We start from the raw sequence: 17,746 nt of genomic DNA on the forward strand, positions 1-17,746 counted from the left end.
AGCGCACCATGAAACCGATTATTCAGGTCCAGAACGTCAGCCAGCGTTTCGCCACCCAGGGCGGCGATTTCCTGGCGCTGCAAAACGTCACTTTTGATATCGCCGCCGGGGAAACCGTCGGGCTGATCGGCCACTCCGGCTGCGGCAAATCCACGCTGCTGAATCTGATCGCGGGCATCACGCTGCCGAGCGAAGGCGGCCTGCTGTGCGATAACCGTGAAATCGCCGGGCCCGGCCCAGAACGCGCGGTGGTGTTCCAGAACCATTCCCTGCTGCCGTGGCTGACCTGCTACCAGAACGTGGCGCTGGCGGTGGACCACATTTTTGCCCGCACCCTGAGCCGCGCCGAGCGCAGCGAGTGGATCATGCACAACCTCGAACAGGTGCAGATGGGCCACGCCCGCGACAAGCGCCCCGGCGAGATTTCCGGCGGCATGAAGCAGCGCATCGGAATTGCCCGGGCGCTGGCGATGAAGCCGAAAGTGCTGCTGATGGATGAGCCGTTCGGCGCGCTCGATGCCTTAACCCGCGCGCACCTTCAGGATGCGGTGATGCGCATCCAGCAGGCGTTGAATACCACCATCGTGCTGATCACTCATGACGTCGACGAAGCGGTGCTGCTGTGCGATCGGGTACTGATGATGACCAACGGTCCGGCGGCTACGGTAGGGGAAATCCTTGATGTGACGTTGTCACGAACGCGCAACCGGGTGCAGTTGGCGGACGATCCGCACTATCACCATCTGCGCCAGCAAATCCTCCATTTTCTGTATGAAAAGCAGCCCAAAGCGGCGTGAGGAGTGCCCGATGACGACGCAACTGGTGATTGTCGGTAACGGCATGGCGGCGGTCCGGCTGGTGGAGCAACTGCTGCAACTGGCCCCGACGCGCTACACCATTACGCTGATCGGCGACGAGCCGGGGGTGGCCTATAACCGCATCCTGCTGTCGCCGGTGCTCGGCGGCGAGAAAAGCGCAGCCGATACCACCCTGCACCCGCTGGCGTGGTATCAGGCTCACGGCGTCACCGTGCTGAGCAATGAACCGGTGGTGGCGGTGAACGTTGAGCAACGCACCGTCACCACCCAACGCCAGCAGCTGCGCTGGGATGAGCTGGTATTCGCCACCGGCTCGGTGCCGTTTATCCCGCCGATTAACGGCCATCAGCAGCCGCACGTCCACGCGTTTCGCACCCAAAAGGATGTGGAGGCGATTTTGCACCATCACGGCCCGGCGGTGGTGCTCGGCGGTGGGCTGCTGGGCGTGGAAGCCGCTGCGGCGCTGGCTCAGCGCGGTATTCCGGTGACGCTGGTACATCTGGCCGCGCGGCTGATGGAACAGCAGCTGGATGAACAGGCGGCGCGTCTGCTGGCGGAACGGCTGGAGGCGCGCGGTATCCGCTGCGTGCTCGGCCAGACGCTGACCGAGATCGGCGAACATCACGTTACGCTCAGTAACGGCGATGCGCTCCCGGCCTCGCGCGTGATTATCGCCACCGGCGTCAAGCCCAATAGCCAGCTTGCCAGCGCAGCGGGCGTGCCCTGCAACCGGGGCATTCTGGTGGATGGTCAACTGCGAACCGCGCTGCCGGGCATCAGCGCCATCGGCGAATGCTGCGAATTTAACGGCGCGCTGTGGGGATTAGTGGCCCCTTGCCTGGCCCAGGCGGACGTGCTGGCGGCCCGGCTGGCGGGCCAGCCGCAGGGTGATTTTCACTATCAGCCGCGCGGCACGCGCTTAAAAGTCACCGGCATCGATCTGTTCAGCGCGGGCGACATCAACCCCACGGCCACCTGCCAGACCCTCACCAGTTTTGACCCGCTTAGCGGCCATTACCGCCGCTTGCTGCTGCGCGACGGCAAACTCTCGGCGCTGCTGCTGATGGGCGATACCGACGCGGCACCGCGCCTGATGAACCAGTTCCAGCAGCCGGTTGATCCCCACGCCGGGCTGCTTTTCGATATTGACCAACCGCAGCCGCTGGCTGCAGGAAGCGATGAAATGAGCAAAGCAACGTTAGTGGTTATCGGCCACGGCATGGTGGGCCACCATTTCCTTGAGCAGTGCGTCAACGCCGGGCTGCATCAGCAGTACCACATCATCGTGTTTGGCGAAGAGCGCCACGCCGCTTACGACCGGGTGCATCTGTCGGAGTATTTCGCCGGACGCAGCGCCGAATCGCTTTCTATGGTGCAGGACGATTTCTTTGCCGCCAGCGGTATCGAATTGCGTACCGGCTGTAAAATTGTCGATATCGACCGTGAACGTCAGCTGGTGCGCGATGCCGAAGGCCGGGAAACCTGCTGGGACCGGCTGGTGTTGGCCACCGGCTCCTGGCCGTTTGTGCCGCCGGTGCCGGGGCATCAGCAGCCGGGCTGCTTTGTCTACCGCACCCTGGATGACCTGGACGCCATCCGCGAGCGGGCGAAAACCGCCACGCGCGGCATGGTGATCGGCGGCGGGCTGCTGGGCCTCGAAGCCGCTAACGCGCTGAAACAGCTCGGGCTGGAAACCCATGTGGTGGAGTTCGCGCCCAATCTGATGGCGGTGCAGCTCGATTCTTCCGGCGCGGCGATGCTGCGCGAGAAAATCAGCGCCCTCGGCGTCAGCGTTCATACCAGCAAATCCACCAGGGAGATCCGCGCCACGGAAACTGGCCTGGCGCTGCATTTTGCCGATGAGCAGAGCCTGGAAACCGATCTGGTGGTGTTTTCCGCCGGTATTCGCCCACAGGATGCGCTGGCGCGTCAGGCCGGCCTTGAGCTGGGCGAGCGCGGCGGTATCGTGATTGACGACCGCTGCCTGACCAGCGATCCGCGCATCAGCGCCATCGGCGAATGCGCCCTGTGGCAGGGCAAAATCTTCGGGCTGGTTGCCCCTGGCTATCAGATGGCGCGAGTGGTGGCGGCAAATCTTAACGGCGAAAACGCGCTGTTCAGCGGCGCGGATATGAGCACTAAACTCAAGCTGCTGGGCGTGGACGTGGCGTCGTTCGGCGATGCCCACGGCGCGACGCCCGGCGCGCAGAGCTATCAGTGGACCAACGGCCCGGCGCAAACCTACAAGAAAATCGTGGTCAGCGCGGATAACAAACGCCTGCTCGGCGGCGTGCTGGTGGGCGACAGCAGCGATTACGCCACGCTGTTGCAGATAATGCTCAACGACATGGCGCTGCCCGCCCAGCCGGAAACCCTGATCCTGCCCGCCAGTTCGCCCAACGCCGTGAAGGGGCTCGGCGTGGCGGCGCTGCCCGACAGCGCGCAAATCTGTTCCTGTCATAACGTCAGCAAAGCTCAAATCTGCCAGGCGGTCAGCGAGGGCGCAACCAGCCTCGACGCCCTGAAAACCTGCACCAAAGCCGCTACCGGCTGCGGCGGCTGTAGCGCGCTGGTGAAACAGGTACTGGATTATCAGCTGGAACAGCAGGGCGTGGAGGTCAAAAAAGACATCTGCGAGCACTTCGCGTACTCGCGCCAGGAGATCTATCACCTGGTGCGCGTCAACCATATCCGCAGCTTCAACCAGTTGATTAGCCGCTACGGGCGCGGCCACGGCTGTGAAATCTGCAAGCCGCTGGTGGGATCGGTGCTGGCGTCGTGCTGGAATGAATATTTGCTCAAGCCCGGTCATTTACCGTTGCAGGACACCAACGACCGCTACTTCGCCAATATCCAGAAAGACGGCACCTATTCGATTGTGCCGCGGATGCCCGCCGGGGAAGTGACGCCGGACGGGCTGATCGCCATCGGCGAGATCGCCAAACGCTATAACCTTTACAGCAAAGTCACCGGTGGCCAGCGTATCGACCTGTTTGGCGCGCGGCTGGAGCAGTTGCCGCCGATCTGGCGCGAGCTGGTGGACGCCGGGTTTGAAACCGGCCACGCCTACGGTAAATCCCTGCGCACCGTGAAATCCTGCGTCGGCTCCACCTGGTGCCGCTACGGCGTGCAGGATTCCACCGGGCTGGCGGTCGAGCTGGAGCACCGCTACAAGGGGCTGCGCGCGCCGCACAAAATCAAGATGGCGGTGTCCGGCTGCACCCGGGAATGCGCCGAAGCCCAGGGTAAAGACGTCGGCGTGATCGCCACCGAAAAGGGCTGGAACCTGTACGTGTGCGGCAACGGCGGTATGAAACCGCGCCATGCCGATCTGTTTGCCAGCGATCTGGATAGCGCCACACTGCTGCGCACCGTAGATCGCTTCCTGATGTTCTATATCCGCACCGCCGACCGGCTCCAGCGCACCAGCACCTGGATGGATAACCTGGAGGGCGGGCTGGCCTATCTTCAGGAGGTGATTTTGCACGACAGCCTCGGCATCTGCGACGAGCTGGAGCGCGAAATGGCCCAGGTAATTGAAAGCTACCAGTGCGAATGGCAAACCACCCTCAACAGCCCGGACCGGCTGGCGCTGTTCAAAAGCTACGTCAACAGCGAGATGCCGGACGAAGCGGTGCAGCGCCAGATGCTGCGCGATCAGCCGCAGCGGGTGAGCGTGCCGCAGCAGCAGGAGGCCGCGCCGACGTCGCGCCTGTGGCAGGAGGTGTGCCGCCTCGACGAGATCCCGGCGGATGCGGGCATTGGCGCGCGGCTGGGTACGCTACAGATTGCGCTATTCCGCTTTAACGAGACGGTCTACGCGCTGGATAACCGCGAGCCGGACAGCGACGCCAACGTGCTGTCGCGCGGCCTGCTGGGCGATGTGGCCGGGGAGCCGGTGGTGATTTCCCCGCTCTACAAACAGAAAATTCGCCTGCGCGACGGCTGTTTTCAGGGTAGCAGCCAGCAGGCGGTGCGCGCCTGGCCGGTGAAAATCGAAGCCGATAAAGTGTGGGTCAGTAGCCAGGCGCTGATCCTGCGTGCGGAGGCGTCATGACCGTTAAAACCACCTGCCCATACTGCGGGGTCGGCTGCGGCGTGGTGGTGACCCAAAACCCGAACGGCAGCGTCAGCGTGGCGGGGGATGCGGATCATCCCGCCAATTTGGGGCGACTGTGCGTAAAGGGCGCGGCGCTCGGCGAAACGCTGGGTTTAGCCGAGCGGCTGCTGGCTCCGGAAGTCGACGGGCAAATCGCCTCGTGGGATCGCGCGCTGGATGCCGCCGCCGAACAGCTGGCGGAAATCATCCACCAACATGGCCCGCAGGCGGTGGCGTTTTACGCCTCGGGCCAGCTGCTGACCGAGGACTATTACGCCGCCAATAAGCTGATGAAAGGCTTTATCGGCAGCGCCAATATCGATACCAACTCCCGGCTGTGCATGTCGTCGGCGGTGGTGGGCTACAAGCGCGCGCTCGGCGCGGACGCGGTGCCGGGCAACTATCAGGACATCGAAACCAGCGATCTGGTGGTGCTGGTGGGATCAAACGCCGCCTGGGCGCATCCGGTGCTGTATCAGCGGCTGGCGGCGGCCAAAGCGCAGCGTCCAGCTATGAAAGTGGTGGTGATCGACCCGCGCCACACCGCCACCTGTGATATCGCCGACCTGCATCTGGCGCTGAAGCCCGGCACCGACGCCGGGCTGTTTAACGGGCTACTGAACCTGCTGGCGCAGCAGATCCCGCCGGATACCTTCGACGGACAACAGCGGGCGCTGGACGCGGCGGCGGCATGGCCGCTGGATCGCTGCGCGGCGTTTTGCGATCTGCCGCGTGATGATCTGGCGCGCTTTTACCACTGGTTCATTAGCGCCGATCGCGCCGTGACGCTTTACACCATGGGCATTAACCAGTCGTCCAGCGGCAGCGACAAATGCAACGCGATCATTAACGTCCACCTGGCGAGCGGGAAGTTTGGCCGTGAAGGCTGTGGCCCCTTTTCGCTGACCGGGCAGCCAAATGCCATGGGCGGGCGCGAAGTGGGCGGGCTGGCAAACCAGCTGGCCTGCCATATGGGGTTTAATCCGCAGGATATCGCCCGGCTGGGGCGCTTCTGGGGCAGCGAGCGCATCGCTGAAACGCCGGGGCTGATGGCGGTGGAGCTGTTTGAGGCGATTTATCGCGGCGAAGTCAAAGCGGTGTGGATCATGGGCACCAACCCGGCGGTATCGCTACCCGACAGCGACCGGGTGCGCGAGGCGCTGCGCCACTGCCCGCTGGTGATCGTCTCTGAGGTCTCCACGCACAGCGATACCCTGGCGTTTGCCGATATCCGTTTTCCCGCCCAGGCGTGGGGCGAGAAAAACGGTACCGTTACTAACTCGGAGCGGCGGATTTCACGCCAGCGGGCGTTTATGCCCGCGCCGGGCGAGACGCGTCCGGACTGGTGGATCGTCGCCCAGCTGGCGCAGCGCCTCGGGTTCGGCGAGGCATTTAGCTGGCAGCATCCCGCAGAGGTATTCAGCGAACACGCCCGGCTGTCGGGCTTTGAAAACCACGGCGGCCGGGCGTTTGATATCAGCGGGCTGGCGTCGCTGAGTATCGAACAGTGGGACAACTTAGCGCCGATCCAGTGGCCGGTGACCGCCGATGCACCGCGCGGCACCGCACGATTACTGGAAACGGGGCAGGGCTGGCATCCCTCGGGGCGATTACAGCTGATTGCGGTGGAACCGCAAAACGCCCAGGCGCAAACCACCGCGCACTATCCGCTATTGCTCAACACCGGGCGGATACGCGACCAGTGGCACACCATGACCCGCACCGGTATGGTGCCGCGCCTGATGCAGCACCAGCCGCTGCCCTGGGTGCTGATCCACCCCGACGATGCGTCGCACCTGGGCATTGGCGAACAGTCGCTGGTGCGGCTCACTTCGCCGCGCGGCTGGGCGCTGGGCTATGCCCGTATCAGCGTCGAACAGCGCTCCGGCGAGCTGTTTATGCCGATGCACTGGAATAATCACTTCGCCAGCCAGAGCCGGGTCAACGCGCTGGTGGCGTCGGTGGTCGATCCGCACTCCGGGCAGCCGGAAAGCAAGCAGACGGCGGTGCGCCTTCAGCGGGTCAACGCGCCGTGGCGGGGATCGCTGTTTAGCCGACGCGCGCTGGAACTCCCTCGATCGATAATGTGGTGGCGGCAGGCCGCGAGCTGGAAACTGGCGGCGAGCACCCTGGACACTGGCTGGATTGAAATCCTCGCCGGGCGCGAAGGCTGGCAGTTGCAATATGCCCGGAGCGACAGCTTCGTTCATCTGCTGGCCTGGCAGGGCGCGACGCTACAGCTGGCGCTGTATCTTAGCCGTCATGAAACGATGCTGGACGAGCAAACCATTGTCGCCAGCTTTGACGCACCGGTCACCGACCCGGATCAGCGGCATCAGCTGCTGGCGGGCGGCGGGGCGCAGCAACCGCCGCGCGGGCGCACGGTATGCAGCTGTATGGGGGTGAGCGAAACCGCGATTTGCGCGGCTATCGCGGCAGGGTGCGATACGCCCGCCGCGCTCGGCAAGCAGTTAGGCTGCGGTACCCAGTGCGGTTCATGCGTGCCGGAACTGCGGGCGCTGATCGCGTCGTCACTGACCAAAGCGGCCCACTAAGCCGGTGGCCGCCAGCGCATGGCCTTTCAGCGCGGCCAGCAATTCCTCTTTGCTCATGCCCGCTTTCAGATTGGGGTCCAGATCGGTGGCGATCAGGGTAAAGGTGTAATGGTGCGCTCCGGTGCCGGGCGGCGGGCAGGGGCCGTACCAGGTGGTGGTGCCAGGGCTGTTTTTCCCGCCGGTAAAGCCTTCTTCTTTCACCAGCGCGTTGGCGGCAAAGCCGGTGGTGGAAGAGGGAATGTTGTAGGCCACCAGATGGGTGACGCCGAGGCCTTTGGCGCCTTCGGGGTCATGCATGATCAGCGCGTAGCTTTTGGTGCCGGTGGGCGCGTGGCTCCAGACCAGCGCCGGAGAGGCGTTTTCACCGGTGCAGTTAGGGTTGTCTTTGGCATTACCGGCGAATTTCTTTTGCAGCATCGCGTTATCGGCGAAATCCGGCGACTGAAGGATAAACAGACTGTCGGCATAAGCGACGGGCATCGCCAGCCCTGACAGCAAACAGAGCGCTGAAAACAGTGACTTTTTCATCGGGGGATCTCACACGGGAAGATGCATTAAGCGTAGCGCAGGCCAGGGGAAAGCGTTTGAGGATAATCTGGAAATGCAGCCCGCTGCGGCAAAAAACGCCAGGGTTAGCCGATTCGTGGTTCAGCCAGGCGTAAAGCCCGGCTATCATTACCCGATGGCGTTGTATAAATCACTCTTCACCCCTCTGCTTTTCAGCCTCCTGGTTACCGGAGGCGCGCAGGCCGTTCAGGGCCGCGATACCCGGCAAGCTGTCAATCCCTTCGATAACCATCAGGATCATCTGCCGGATCTCGGCATGACGCCCACCGGCAACAGCAGCGAGAAACATCTCGCCGAGCTGGCGAAATCCTTTGGCGAGGCCAGCCAGACCGATAACGGGCTGGGGATCAGCGAGCAGGCGCGCGCCTATGCTTTCGATCAGTTCCGGGAAGCGGTTAACGAACGGGTAGCGCGCGAGGCGCAGTCGCTGCTCTCGCCCTGGGGCCAGGCTGAAGTGGATTTGCAGGTCAATGATGAAGGGGAGTTTACCGGCACGCGCGGTTCGCTGTTCACGCCGCTTATCGACCGCGACGCCGGTCTGACCTGGAGCCAGCTGGGATTAACTCAACAGAGCGAAGGGCTGACCGGCAACGCGGGCCTGGGCCAGCGCTGGCGCACCGGCGACTGGCTGCTGGGCTATAACACTTTCTACGACACCCGCTTCGATGACCATTTGCAGCGCGCCAGCCTGGGCGCGGAAGCCTGGGGCGAGAATCTGCGCTTTTCCGCCAATTACTATCAGCCGCTCGGCAGCTGGCGCGACAGCAGTGCGGTACAGGCCCAGCGCTTCGCCCAGGGTTACGATCTCACCGCTCAGGCGCGATTGCCGTTTTACCGGCACATCAATACCCGCGTCAGTTTTGAACGCTACTTTGGCGAACGGGTGGATCTGTTTGATAACGGCACCGGCTATCACGATCCGCTGGCGGTGAATGTCGGGGTGAGCTACACGCCAGTGCCGCTGGTGACCATCGACGCCCAGCACAAGCAGGGAGAGAGCGGGGTGAGCCAGAATAACCTTGGCCTGAAGCTCAATTACCGCTTCGGCGTGCCGCTCAGCAAACAGCTTTCCGCCAGCGAAGTCGCCAACGCCACCTCGCTGCGCGGCAGCCGCTACGACGGCGCGGTGCGCAATAATCTGCCGGTGGTGGAATACCGCCAGCGTAAAACCCTGTCGGTGTATCTGGCGACGCCACCCTGGACCGTCAGCCCTGGCGAAACCGTGGCGTTAAAACTTCAGGTGCGCAGCGTGCATGGCATCAAACAGCTAACCTGGCAGGGCGACACTCAGGCACTGAGCCTGACCGCACCGCCCAGTGAAAACAGCACCGACGGCTGGACCATTATTCTGCCTGGCTGGAACAGCCAGCCCGACGCCGCGAACCGCTGGCAGCTGTCGGTCATCGTGGAGGACAACAAGGGGCAGCGCGTCACTTCAAATCTGATTACTCTGCAACTCTCGCCGCCGGTAGAGCTCAACGACGACAGCCGCACGTATCCGCTGCTGCCAGACGAGTAATCAGAAAATACGTTCCTGATGCACCCACACCGCCGCTTCGACGCGGGATTTCAGCTTCATTTTCTTCAGCAGGTGCTTCACATGCACTTTCACGGTGCTTTCGGTGATGTCGAGACGGCGGGCGATCATTTTATTCGGCAGGCCCTGGGCGATATGCTTGAGGATATCGCGCTCGCGCGGGGTCAGTTGAGTGACGTCGCGATCCGAGGTAGCGCGGTTGGCGCGCAGGCTGGCGGCCAGCACCGGCGTTAAGGCCTCGCTTAATACCATCTCACCAGCCGCCGCCTGATGCAGCGCTTTCAGCAGCTCTTCCGGCTCCATATCTTTGAGCAGATAGCCGTCCGCGCCGCGCTTGAGCGCGGTGACCACGTCTTCTTCATGGTTGGAAACGCTAAACACCACTACCCGGCCAGAAAGCGCTTTTTCACGCAGGCGGTCGAGGGTTTCCAGGCCGTTCATACCGGGCATATTGAGATCCAGCAGAATCAGATCGGGGTCGAGAGATTCCGCCATTTCGATACCCTGTTCGCCGCTCCCGGCCTCGCCGACGACGGTGATGTCCGTCGCCATGCTGATCAGCTGTTTTACGCCGGTACGCAGCATCGGATGATCGTCAATTAACAGAATCGTTGCCGGTTCCTGATTACTCATGGACTTCTCCTCGGGCAGATAATTGGGGCGTGTCGGGGATAAAGGTCACCACCACTTCGGTGCCTCCGGTTTCCCGCCGCCGAACCTGACAGTCACCGCGCAGGCTTTGCGCACGGTCACGCATAATAATTAAACCATAGTGGTTGGTACGTTCGGCGTGTTCCGGCACGCCGCAGCCGTTATCGGCAATCACCAGCCTGACCTGATTATCGTTCAGGGTGGCGGTAACGCTAATTTCGCTCGCGCCCGCGTGCTTTAGCGCGTTGCTCAACGCTTCACGGGCGATTTGCACCAGGTGAATGGCCTGATGCGCCGGGACCAGGCGCGGCGGTAGATGATAGTTCAGCGCCACCGGGAAGCCCAGCCGGGCGCTGAATTCCTGGCAGCTGCCTTCCAGCGCCGGGCGCAGGCCCGGCTCGGTCAGTTGCAGGCGGAAGGTGGTGAGCAGTTCGCGCAGCTGCCGCCAGGAGCTGTTCAGCTCGTTGCGGATTTGCGCCAGTAGCGACTGGCTCTGCTCCGGCAGGCTGTCGCCCTGCATTTGCAGGCAGCTAACCTGCATTTTCATACACGACAGGGACTGGGCGATGGAGTCATGCAGTTCCCGGGCGATAGCGGCGCGCTCTTCCATCACGATCAGCTGCTGCTGGCGATCCTGCTGACGCTCCAGCGCCAGCGACGAGGTGATCTGTTCCACCAGGGTATCGATCAGGTGCTGCTGATCCTGATTCAGCGCCGATTTTTCCGGCAGCCGCGCCAGCAGCAGGCCGTAGCGGGTCAGGCCGTCCGCCAGCCGCCATTGCAGGGTGGCGTCGCTGACTTCCCCTTTCAGACGTTCGCGCGGGCACAGGGTGCAGCCCTTTTCATCGCAGCGCGGGTCCGGCTGCCAGGCGAACTCCTGATAGTTGTCGTCATCGCCGGTTTCGTAGATGCGCAATTCGATGTCGCGCAGCGGGGTAAGCTGTTGCAGGCGCGCCAGCACCGGGGCTAAGCGCTCGCACAGCGGCAGCGGGCTGTGCATCCGACGGCCCGCGTCCCATAAGAAGGTGAGGATCTGGTTTTTGTACTCCAGCCCGGCGGTTTTCTCTTTGACCCGCGCTTCCAGCCCGGCGTAGCTTTCCGCCAGTTCGTCACTCATGCTGTTCAGCGCGCGTCCCAGGGTCGCCATTTCATCGCGCCCGCTGGCCGCCACGCGATGGGAAAAGTTGCGCTGGCCAATGGCGGTCGCCATTACCATCAGCTGCCGCCACGGGCGCAGCAGCCGCTTGCGCAGCCAGATCACCGCCAGCAGCAGTAGCAGGGTGGTGAGGATCGCCATGGTCCAGTGCACCACAATCACCCGGCTGATGCGCTGTTCAGTGGTGTGGTCAAAGCCGCTGACCAGTGCGTCTATCTGGCTGACGAACTGCGCCACGGCGGGTTTTACCTCGTCAGTGGTGTTAGCCTCCAGCAGTGCCGGTTCCAGCTGGTTGCGCCAGTAGTCGTGCAGGGCGTCAAGCCGCTGAACTTCACCGTCGCGCTGGGCGATATGGCGCAGCTCCGGGTCCCAGGCAGTCTGTTCAATTTCCCGTATGAGGGCGTTGTCATTGCTTTTCAGCGGCACCGCCGCCAGCAGGCGATAGCTCTGCATACGCAGCGACCCTGCCTTGTTGATGGCGTGCGCGCTGCCCTGGATGCCCTGAATCAACCACGCCGATACCGCCATGCCCGCTAATCCCAACAGGGCAAGCATCAGTACCACCAGCGCAAGCTGGTTGGCGAGGGTAAGCGGGGCGCAGAGGCGTTTTATCATGGCGTTCAGTTTCCTGACGGGTCGCACACAGTGGGGCATGGTAAGTAAGCCGTTATTCTCAAACATAGTATGGAGTATACCCATACCAATAAGGGGGTACTCCTTTATTGCCGGTGGGTAGGGCATTCGAAAGCCGGGGCGATTTAGCCGGCGCACTGGGGTGAAAAACCACACTTTTTTTAATCATCCTTGCTACTCCCTAAGGATAACAGGGGGTTTTGACGCGCCAAACCGTCCGCTTATCCATTGATTTACATCAACTTACACGCACCGCGAACGCCTAAGGTGGCGGCAGTTATTCCACGTTTCTGAGGTATCTATGAGCCAATCCTCCGTTCCGACTTCGACATCAGGTCCGCTAATCACCGACTGGCGTCCTGAAGATGCCGCCTTCTGGCAACAGCAGGGGCAACACATTGCGCGTCGTAATCTGTGGATTTCCGTTCCCTGCCTGCTGCTGGCGTTTTGCGTCTGGATGATTTTCAGCGCCGTGGCGGTCAATCTGAACAAAGTAGGTTTTAACTTCTCGACCGATCAGCTGTTTATGCTGACCGCGCTGCCGTCGGTCTCCGGGGCGCTGCTGCGCGTGCCTTATGCGTTTATGGTGCCGCTGTTTGGCGGACGCCGCTGGACCGCGCTCAGCACCGGCATTCTGATTATCCCGTGCCTGTGGTTAGGGTTCGCGGTGCAGGACAGCAGTACGCCGTTCAGCACCTTCATCATTATTTCTCTGCTGTGCGGTTTCGCGGGCGCTAACTTCGCCTCCAGTATGGCGAATATCAGCTTCTTCTTTCCGAAGCAGAAACAGGGCGGCGCGCTGGGCATTAACGGCGGTTTCGGCAACCTCGGCGTCAGCGTGATGCAGCTGCTGGCTCCGCTGGCGATTTCAATGTCGATTTTCGCCTTCTTCGGCGGTGGCGGTGTGGTACAGCCGGACGGCTCGACGCTGTACCTGGAAAACGCCGCCTGGATTTGGGTGCCGCTGCTGGCGATTTTCACCCTTGCCGCCTGGTTTGGCATGAACGATCTGGCCGCGTCGAAAGCGTCACTGCGTTCTCAACTGCCGGTATTAAAGCGCGCGCATCTGTGGATCATGAGCTTTCTGTATCTGGCGACGTTCGGCTCGTTTATCGGTTTCTCTGCCGGATTCGCGATGCTGACTAAAACCCAGTTCCCGGACGTGAACATTCTGCATTTTGCCTTCTTTGGGCCGCTGATTGGCGCGCTGGCGCGTTCGGCGGGCGGGGCGCTGTCCGATAAGCTCGGCGGCATCCGGGTGACGCTGGTGAACTTCGTGCTGATGGCGATCTTCAGCGCCCTGCTGTTCACCACCTTGCCGACGGCGGGCCAGGGCGGCAGCTTTATCGCTTTCTTCGCCGTCTTCCTGATGCTGTTCTTAACCGCCGGTCTGGGCAGTGGATCGACTTTCCAGATGATTTCGGTGATTTTCCGCAAGCTGACCATGGACCGCGTAAAAGCGGCGGGCGGCAGCGAAGAGCAGGCAATGCGCGAGTCGGCCACCGACACGGCGGCGGCGCTGGGCTTTATCTCGGCGATTGGCGCGATTGGCGGGTTCTTTATCCCGAAAGCGTTCGGCACCTCGCTGGAGCTGACCGGCTCCCCGGCGGACGCGATGAAAGTCTTTCTGGTGTTTTACATTGTTTGTGTGGTGGTGACGTGGCTGGTATATGGCCGTAAAGCCGCCTGAAAATAGCGATTTACGATTTGTGTTATCCTTTGCGCGGCTCAGTCCGCGCTTTTTTTTGCCTGTGGCCAGCCTTAATTCGCATCGTCATTCAGGGCGTTCTGCTGGTACTGCTTACGGTACTGTAACGGCGTCTGACCGAGCATTTTTTTAAAACATGTGATGTAGTAGGTCATCTCCACGAAACCGACCTTCTGGGCTATCGCCGACACGCTTAACGCGGTGCCGCGCAGCAGATCGCAGCTCTTTTTGATCCGTCGGGTAAGCAGATACTCATGCAGGCTACCCCCGGTTTGCTGGCGGAAAATCCGTGAGGTATAGCTGCGGGATAACCCCATCGCATTTGCCAGATCGTCAAGCTGAAACTTCTCGCTGTAGTGTTCTTCGAGCCACTGCATGATGCGCGCCGCCAGCGTTTCCTGCTGATGAATCAAGGTTTCTGCTTCGGCAGGGAGAAAGGCCATGATTTGCATCACCACAAACGCCACTTCACTCACCGACTGCTGGGCGGTCTTCTCCCTTGCGCAAAACTGATCGAGGATCAGGTTCATAAAATCCTTTTGCTCGCTGAGATCGAAAACCCGCGCCGGTCCGTTGCTGGCGGAAAGGGCGGTAAACTGTAGCTGATGACGCGGAAACGACGCCAGCGCCTGGGCCACGGCGTTATGGTCGATGTGCATCGCCGTGCGGTGATAAGGATTTTTTTCGCTGCTCTCCACCTGTACTTTATGCAGGCGAAACGGCGGAAAAACAAACAGCCGCCCCGGACGCGCGGTATAGTGCTGATTGTCCACTACCACAATGCCATAGCCTTCTGAGATATACAGAAACTCAACGCACTGGTGCCAGTGGTAATACATCACACCGGAACCGCGCAGCCGGTGCATTGAGATCGCGTCGCCGTCGAGCGTGATGCGCTCCAGTTGTTGTGAGTCTTCCATTCTGTCTCCAGGACAACAGATTTAAGTTTTTATGAAATCATTTATAGATTATTGGGTCTTTACCCGGCCTGGAAGTCAAAAACTCAAAAATAGTGATATTTGTGTGATGCCTGTCACTCAGAGAGTATTAAAAAAACCGCTACTCTCCCTGACGTACGGTGTATGACCTGACGCGTACATTAAAAATAATTATCCATTTTGTTTCTTATTTAATACACTGCGCTGACGGCGCAGGAGGTTAATGATGAGAAGTTCCCCGGTTACGCGCACCCCGCAAATTAAGATGAGCGTGTTTATATTTCTTTATTTTTTCACCTGGTCATCGAGTTTTGGTTTGTATGCGCTGTGGTTGAGCCAAAATGTCGGATTAGACAGTATGACCATCGGCACCGTGTTTGCTATTAACGGCGTCTTCGCGGTGATATTAAAACCGGTATATGGTTATATCATGGATAAAATAGGGATGAGCAAATGGCTACTCTATTTTGTTTGCGCGACCTCTGCGTTAATGGCACCGTTCTTTGCCTTTGTTTATCAGCCGCTGTTATTAACCCATACGCTGGTGGGGATTACCGTCGGGGCGCTCTATTTGAGCCTGGGATGGTATGCAGGCGTGGCTGCCGCGGAATCTTATGCCGACCGCTTTAGCCGGTTATATGGCCTGGAGTTTGGCCGTATCCGCATGTGGGGATCGTTAGGTTGGGCGCTGGCGGCGTCGGTCTCAGGCATCCTGTTTAACTACTCCCCGCTGGCGAATTTCACGGTCAGCAGCATCTCCTCGCTGATTATGCTGCTGGTACTGATTGGCGTGAAGATTAACGATCAACAGCTTCGCCACAATAATGTTATTGCTGATAATAAAATCGTTTTTGCGGACGTGATGTTGTTGATGCGTAACAAAAAATTCTGGATGTTTAGCCTCTATGTCGCCGGGGTCGCCTGGATGATGTTTGTCGCTGAACAGCAGTTCCCTCGCTATTTTGTCAGCTTTTTTGATACCAAAGAGCAGGGCAACGCCTGGTATGGCTATCTGGGTACGTTACAGGCGGGCATTGAATTTTTAATGATGATGTTCATACCCGCCGTGGTGAACTATTACGGGGCTAAAAAAGGATTGTTGCTTTGCGGCATTGTGGTGGGCGTCAGATTAATTGCCTCCGGCCTGGCGAACGACCCGATCATTATTGCAGCCATCAAACCGTTTTACGGTGTTGAAATCGCACTGCTGTTAATTTCCGTATTTAAATATATTGCCGAACATTTTGATAAGAAAGTCAACGCCACCATGTATCTGTTAGGTTATCAGGCGATGGTCTATGTGGGGTCCGTGGTGGTTGCGCCAACGGCAGGCTATTTTTATCAGGAAATAGGCTTTGAGAAAACATTTCTTATGATGGGTTGTTGCGCATTATTCTTTACGCTTATTTCCGCCTTTACGCTCTCACGCAGTAAATCAAAAAAGAGCGAACAGTATTCTCAACCTGAAACATTGCAATCCCCTGTAAAGCTTTAAATAAAGGATATTTTATGACGACCAATTCAGGCCACCGCCACGTGGTCAGCGAAGCGCTGCGCCCAATTGAACTCCATCAAGTCGATCGCCATGCGCTTAAAGATAAGATCGATCGCGCGTTAACTATTGTTAGCCGTAAAATGGATAAAAATATTATCGCGATGGGCGATAAATTCCCGAATGAAGCCTGTGAAGGCGGAAAATGGCAGCCTGCGGATAACGATCAGTGGACTACCAGCTTCTGGACCGGTCAATTATGGCTGATGTGGGAAATGACCGGGGATGAAAAATACCGTGATGCCGCCGAACGCTATATTAATTCTTTCGCGGATCGACTGAATAATCGCATTGAAACCGCGACCCACGATCTGGGATTCCTGTATTCGTTATCCTGCGTGAATGCCTGGCGTTTAACCGGTAATGCGCAGGCCAGAGCAATCGCGCTTCAGGCGGCAGACATGCTAATGGAACGCTACCACGCCACCGCCAGAATTATTCAGGCGTGGGGGGATTTAAGCGATCCGGAACAGCAGGGGCGGATGATTATCGACTGCAATATGAACCTGCCGCTGCTGTACTGGGCCAGCCAGCAAACCGGCGATCCCCGCTATGCGCAGGCCGCCACCGCCCACGCGCAGCAGGCGGCGACTTATATCGTGCGCCCGGATGCGTCGACCTTTCATACCTTCTATATGGACGTAAATACCGGGGAGCCGCGCTTTGGCAACACCCACCAGGGGTATAGCGATACCTCATGCTGGTCCAGAGGCCAGGCGTGGGCTATTTATGGTTTTGTTCTCTGCTACCTGTATACCGGTGATAAATCGATGGTGGAGTTGAGCCGTAAACTCAGCCACTACTTCTTAAACCGCCTGCCGGAAGATGATATTTGCCATTGGGATCTGGCGCTTTATGGCACGGACGCCGTACGCGACAGCTCCGCTGCGGCCATCGCGGTGTGCGGCCTGCTTGAGATGGTCAAGGCGCTGCCCGCACTGGATGCGCATCGCGCCCATTACGAAGAAATTTCGCTGCGGATTATCCAGTCGCTGACTGACCATTATCTGGCCCGCGACGAGGACCCCTGTGAAGGGTTGCTCAAGCATTCGGTTTACCACATGCCGTCGGGCAAAGGCGTTGATGAATGCTGTAGCTGGGGAGATTACTTCTATCTCGAAGCGCTGGCGCGCGTGCGCCAGGTGTGGACATCCTACTGGTAATCCGATCGCGATGACCGTCCTGTCTCAGGCAGGGCGGTCAACCGGATAGCGCTCCCTCATTGTGAGTAATAACTTTGCGTGACTATCTGCTCCACGGGCCGCGATTTGCGCGGCATCACACTTTTCCGCACGGCGTAGCCGCATAGCCACTCTTCTACCCCCAAATACCCCATCAAGTGAAAAATTAGCGGTCAAAATCCGTCCTTAACTAAAAATAATCAATAAATACAACAACCTAAAAAATAAATTTCTCTGCCCCTTTGGTGGTATTTCCATAGTTTTGACATTTTTCAAAGGGTTACGGGGTTGATCGGTATCAATTTCGCGCGAAAAGCGGGGAGTAACCTTGCCGTAAATTCTTGCAATGTC

General features: G+C 59.6%; 11 protein-coding genes. 7 read left to right on the forward strand and 4 right to left on the reverse strand.

What is annotated here, in order from left to right:
• Positions 1-8: 8 nt before the first annotated feature.
• Genes FND52_RS03120 through FND52_RS03130 form a run of 3 tightly spaced genes read left to right on the forward strand, consistent with a single transcriptional unit; the run spans position 9 to position 7,472 of the window.
• Entirely contained in the window at positions 9-797 is a 789-nt protein-coding gene (locus FND52_RS03120; protein WP_144129277.1) for an ABC transporter ATP-binding protein, read from the forward strand.
• Positions 798-807: 10 nt separating this feature from the next.
• Positions 808-4,875, forward strand: coding sequence for a nitrite reductase large subunit NirB (gene nirB, locus FND52_RS03125; RefSeq protein WP_144129279.1), 4,068 nt, complete (start codon positions 808-810; stop codon positions 4,873-4,875).
• Positions 4,872-7,472 (forward strand): nitrate reductase, encoded by a 2,601-nt coding sequence (locus FND52_RS03130; protein ID WP_144129281.1) that lies wholly within the window; start codon positions 4,872-4,874, stop codon positions 7,470-7,472. The genes nirB and FND52_RS03130 overlap by 4 nt, the downstream gene beginning before the upstream one ends.
• Here the strand turns inward: FND52_RS03130 and FND52_RS03135 are convergent.
• The gene (locus tag FND52_RS03135; RefSeq protein WP_144129283.1) at positions 7,449-8,000 is read right to left on the reverse strand and encodes a YbhB/YbcL family Raf kinase inhibitor-like protein; all 552 of its coding nucleotides are present in this window, start codon (positions 7,998-8,000) and stop codon (positions 7,449-7,451) included. The two genes, FND52_RS03130 and FND52_RS03135, sit on opposite strands and share 24 nt — an antisense overlap.
• A gap of 154 nt (positions 8,001-8,154) precedes the next feature.
• Between FND52_RS03135 and FND52_RS03140 the strand changes: the two genes are divergently transcribed.
• Positions 8,155-9,558, forward strand: a complete 1,404-nt coding sequence (locus tag FND52_RS03140; protein ID WP_144129839.1) for a YchO/YchP family invasin — start codon at positions 8,155-8,157, stop codon at positions 9,556-9,558.
• Here the strand turns inward: FND52_RS03140 and narL are convergent, their stop codons facing one another.
• Together narL and narX are read right to left on the reverse strand one after the other, a co-directional pair.
• The gene (gene narL / locus FND52_RS03145; RefSeq protein WP_125295406.1) at positions 9,559-10,209 is read right to left on the reverse strand and encodes a two-component system response regulator NarL; all 651 of its coding nucleotides are present in this window, start codon (positions 10,207-10,209) and stop codon (positions 9,559-9,561) included.
• Positions 10,202-11,998 carry a nitrate/nitrite two-component system sensor histidine kinase NarX gene (narX, locus tag FND52_RS03150; RefSeq protein ID WP_144129285.1) on the reverse strand — a complete coding sequence of 599 codons (1,797 nt, stop codon included), beginning with the start codon at positions 11,996-11,998 and terminating at the stop codon, positions 10,202-10,204. Before narX ends, narL begins: the two co-directional genes overlap by 8 nt.
• A 319-nt stretch (positions 11,999-12,317) precedes the next feature.
• Here narX and FND52_RS03155 point away from each other — a divergent pair, with 319 nt between their 5' ends.
• Entirely contained in the window at positions 12,318-13,706 is a 1,389-nt protein-coding gene (locus FND52_RS03155) for a NarK family nitrate/nitrite MFS transporter (protein ID WP_125295408.1), read from the forward strand.
• A gap of 71 nt (positions 13,707-13,777) precedes the next feature.
• On the opposite strand, the gene FND52_RS03160 is transcribed toward FND52_RS03155, so the two are convergent.
• Positions 13,778-14,644, reverse strand: coding sequence for a helix-turn-helix domain-containing protein (locus tag FND52_RS03160; RefSeq protein WP_125295409.1), 867 nt, complete (start codon positions 14,642-14,644; stop codon positions 13,778-13,780).
• A 244-nt stretch (positions 14,645-14,888) separates the two neighbouring features.
• On the opposite strand from FND52_RS03160, the gene FND52_RS03165 reads away from it, so the two are divergent.
• Positions 14,889-16,157 (forward strand): oligosaccharide MFS transporter, encoded by a 1,269-nt coding sequence (locus tag FND52_RS03165; protein ID WP_144129841.1) that lies wholly within the window; start codon positions 14,889-14,891, stop codon positions 16,155-16,157.
• A gap of 14 nt (positions 16,158-16,171) precedes the next feature.
• On the forward strand, positions 16,172-17,377 hold the full coding sequence (locus FND52_RS03170; protein WP_144129287.1) for a glycoside hydrolase family 88 protein: 1,206 nt from the start codon (positions 16,172-16,174) through the stop codon (positions 17,375-17,377).
• Positions 17,378-17,746 lie beyond the last annotated feature (369 nt).

The organism is Atlantibacter subterraneus, assembly GCF_007570865.1.
GTDB classification, from domain to species: Bacteria; Pseudomonadota; Gammaproteobacteria; order Enterobacterales; family Enterobacteriaceae; genus Atlantibacter; species Atlantibacter subterraneus.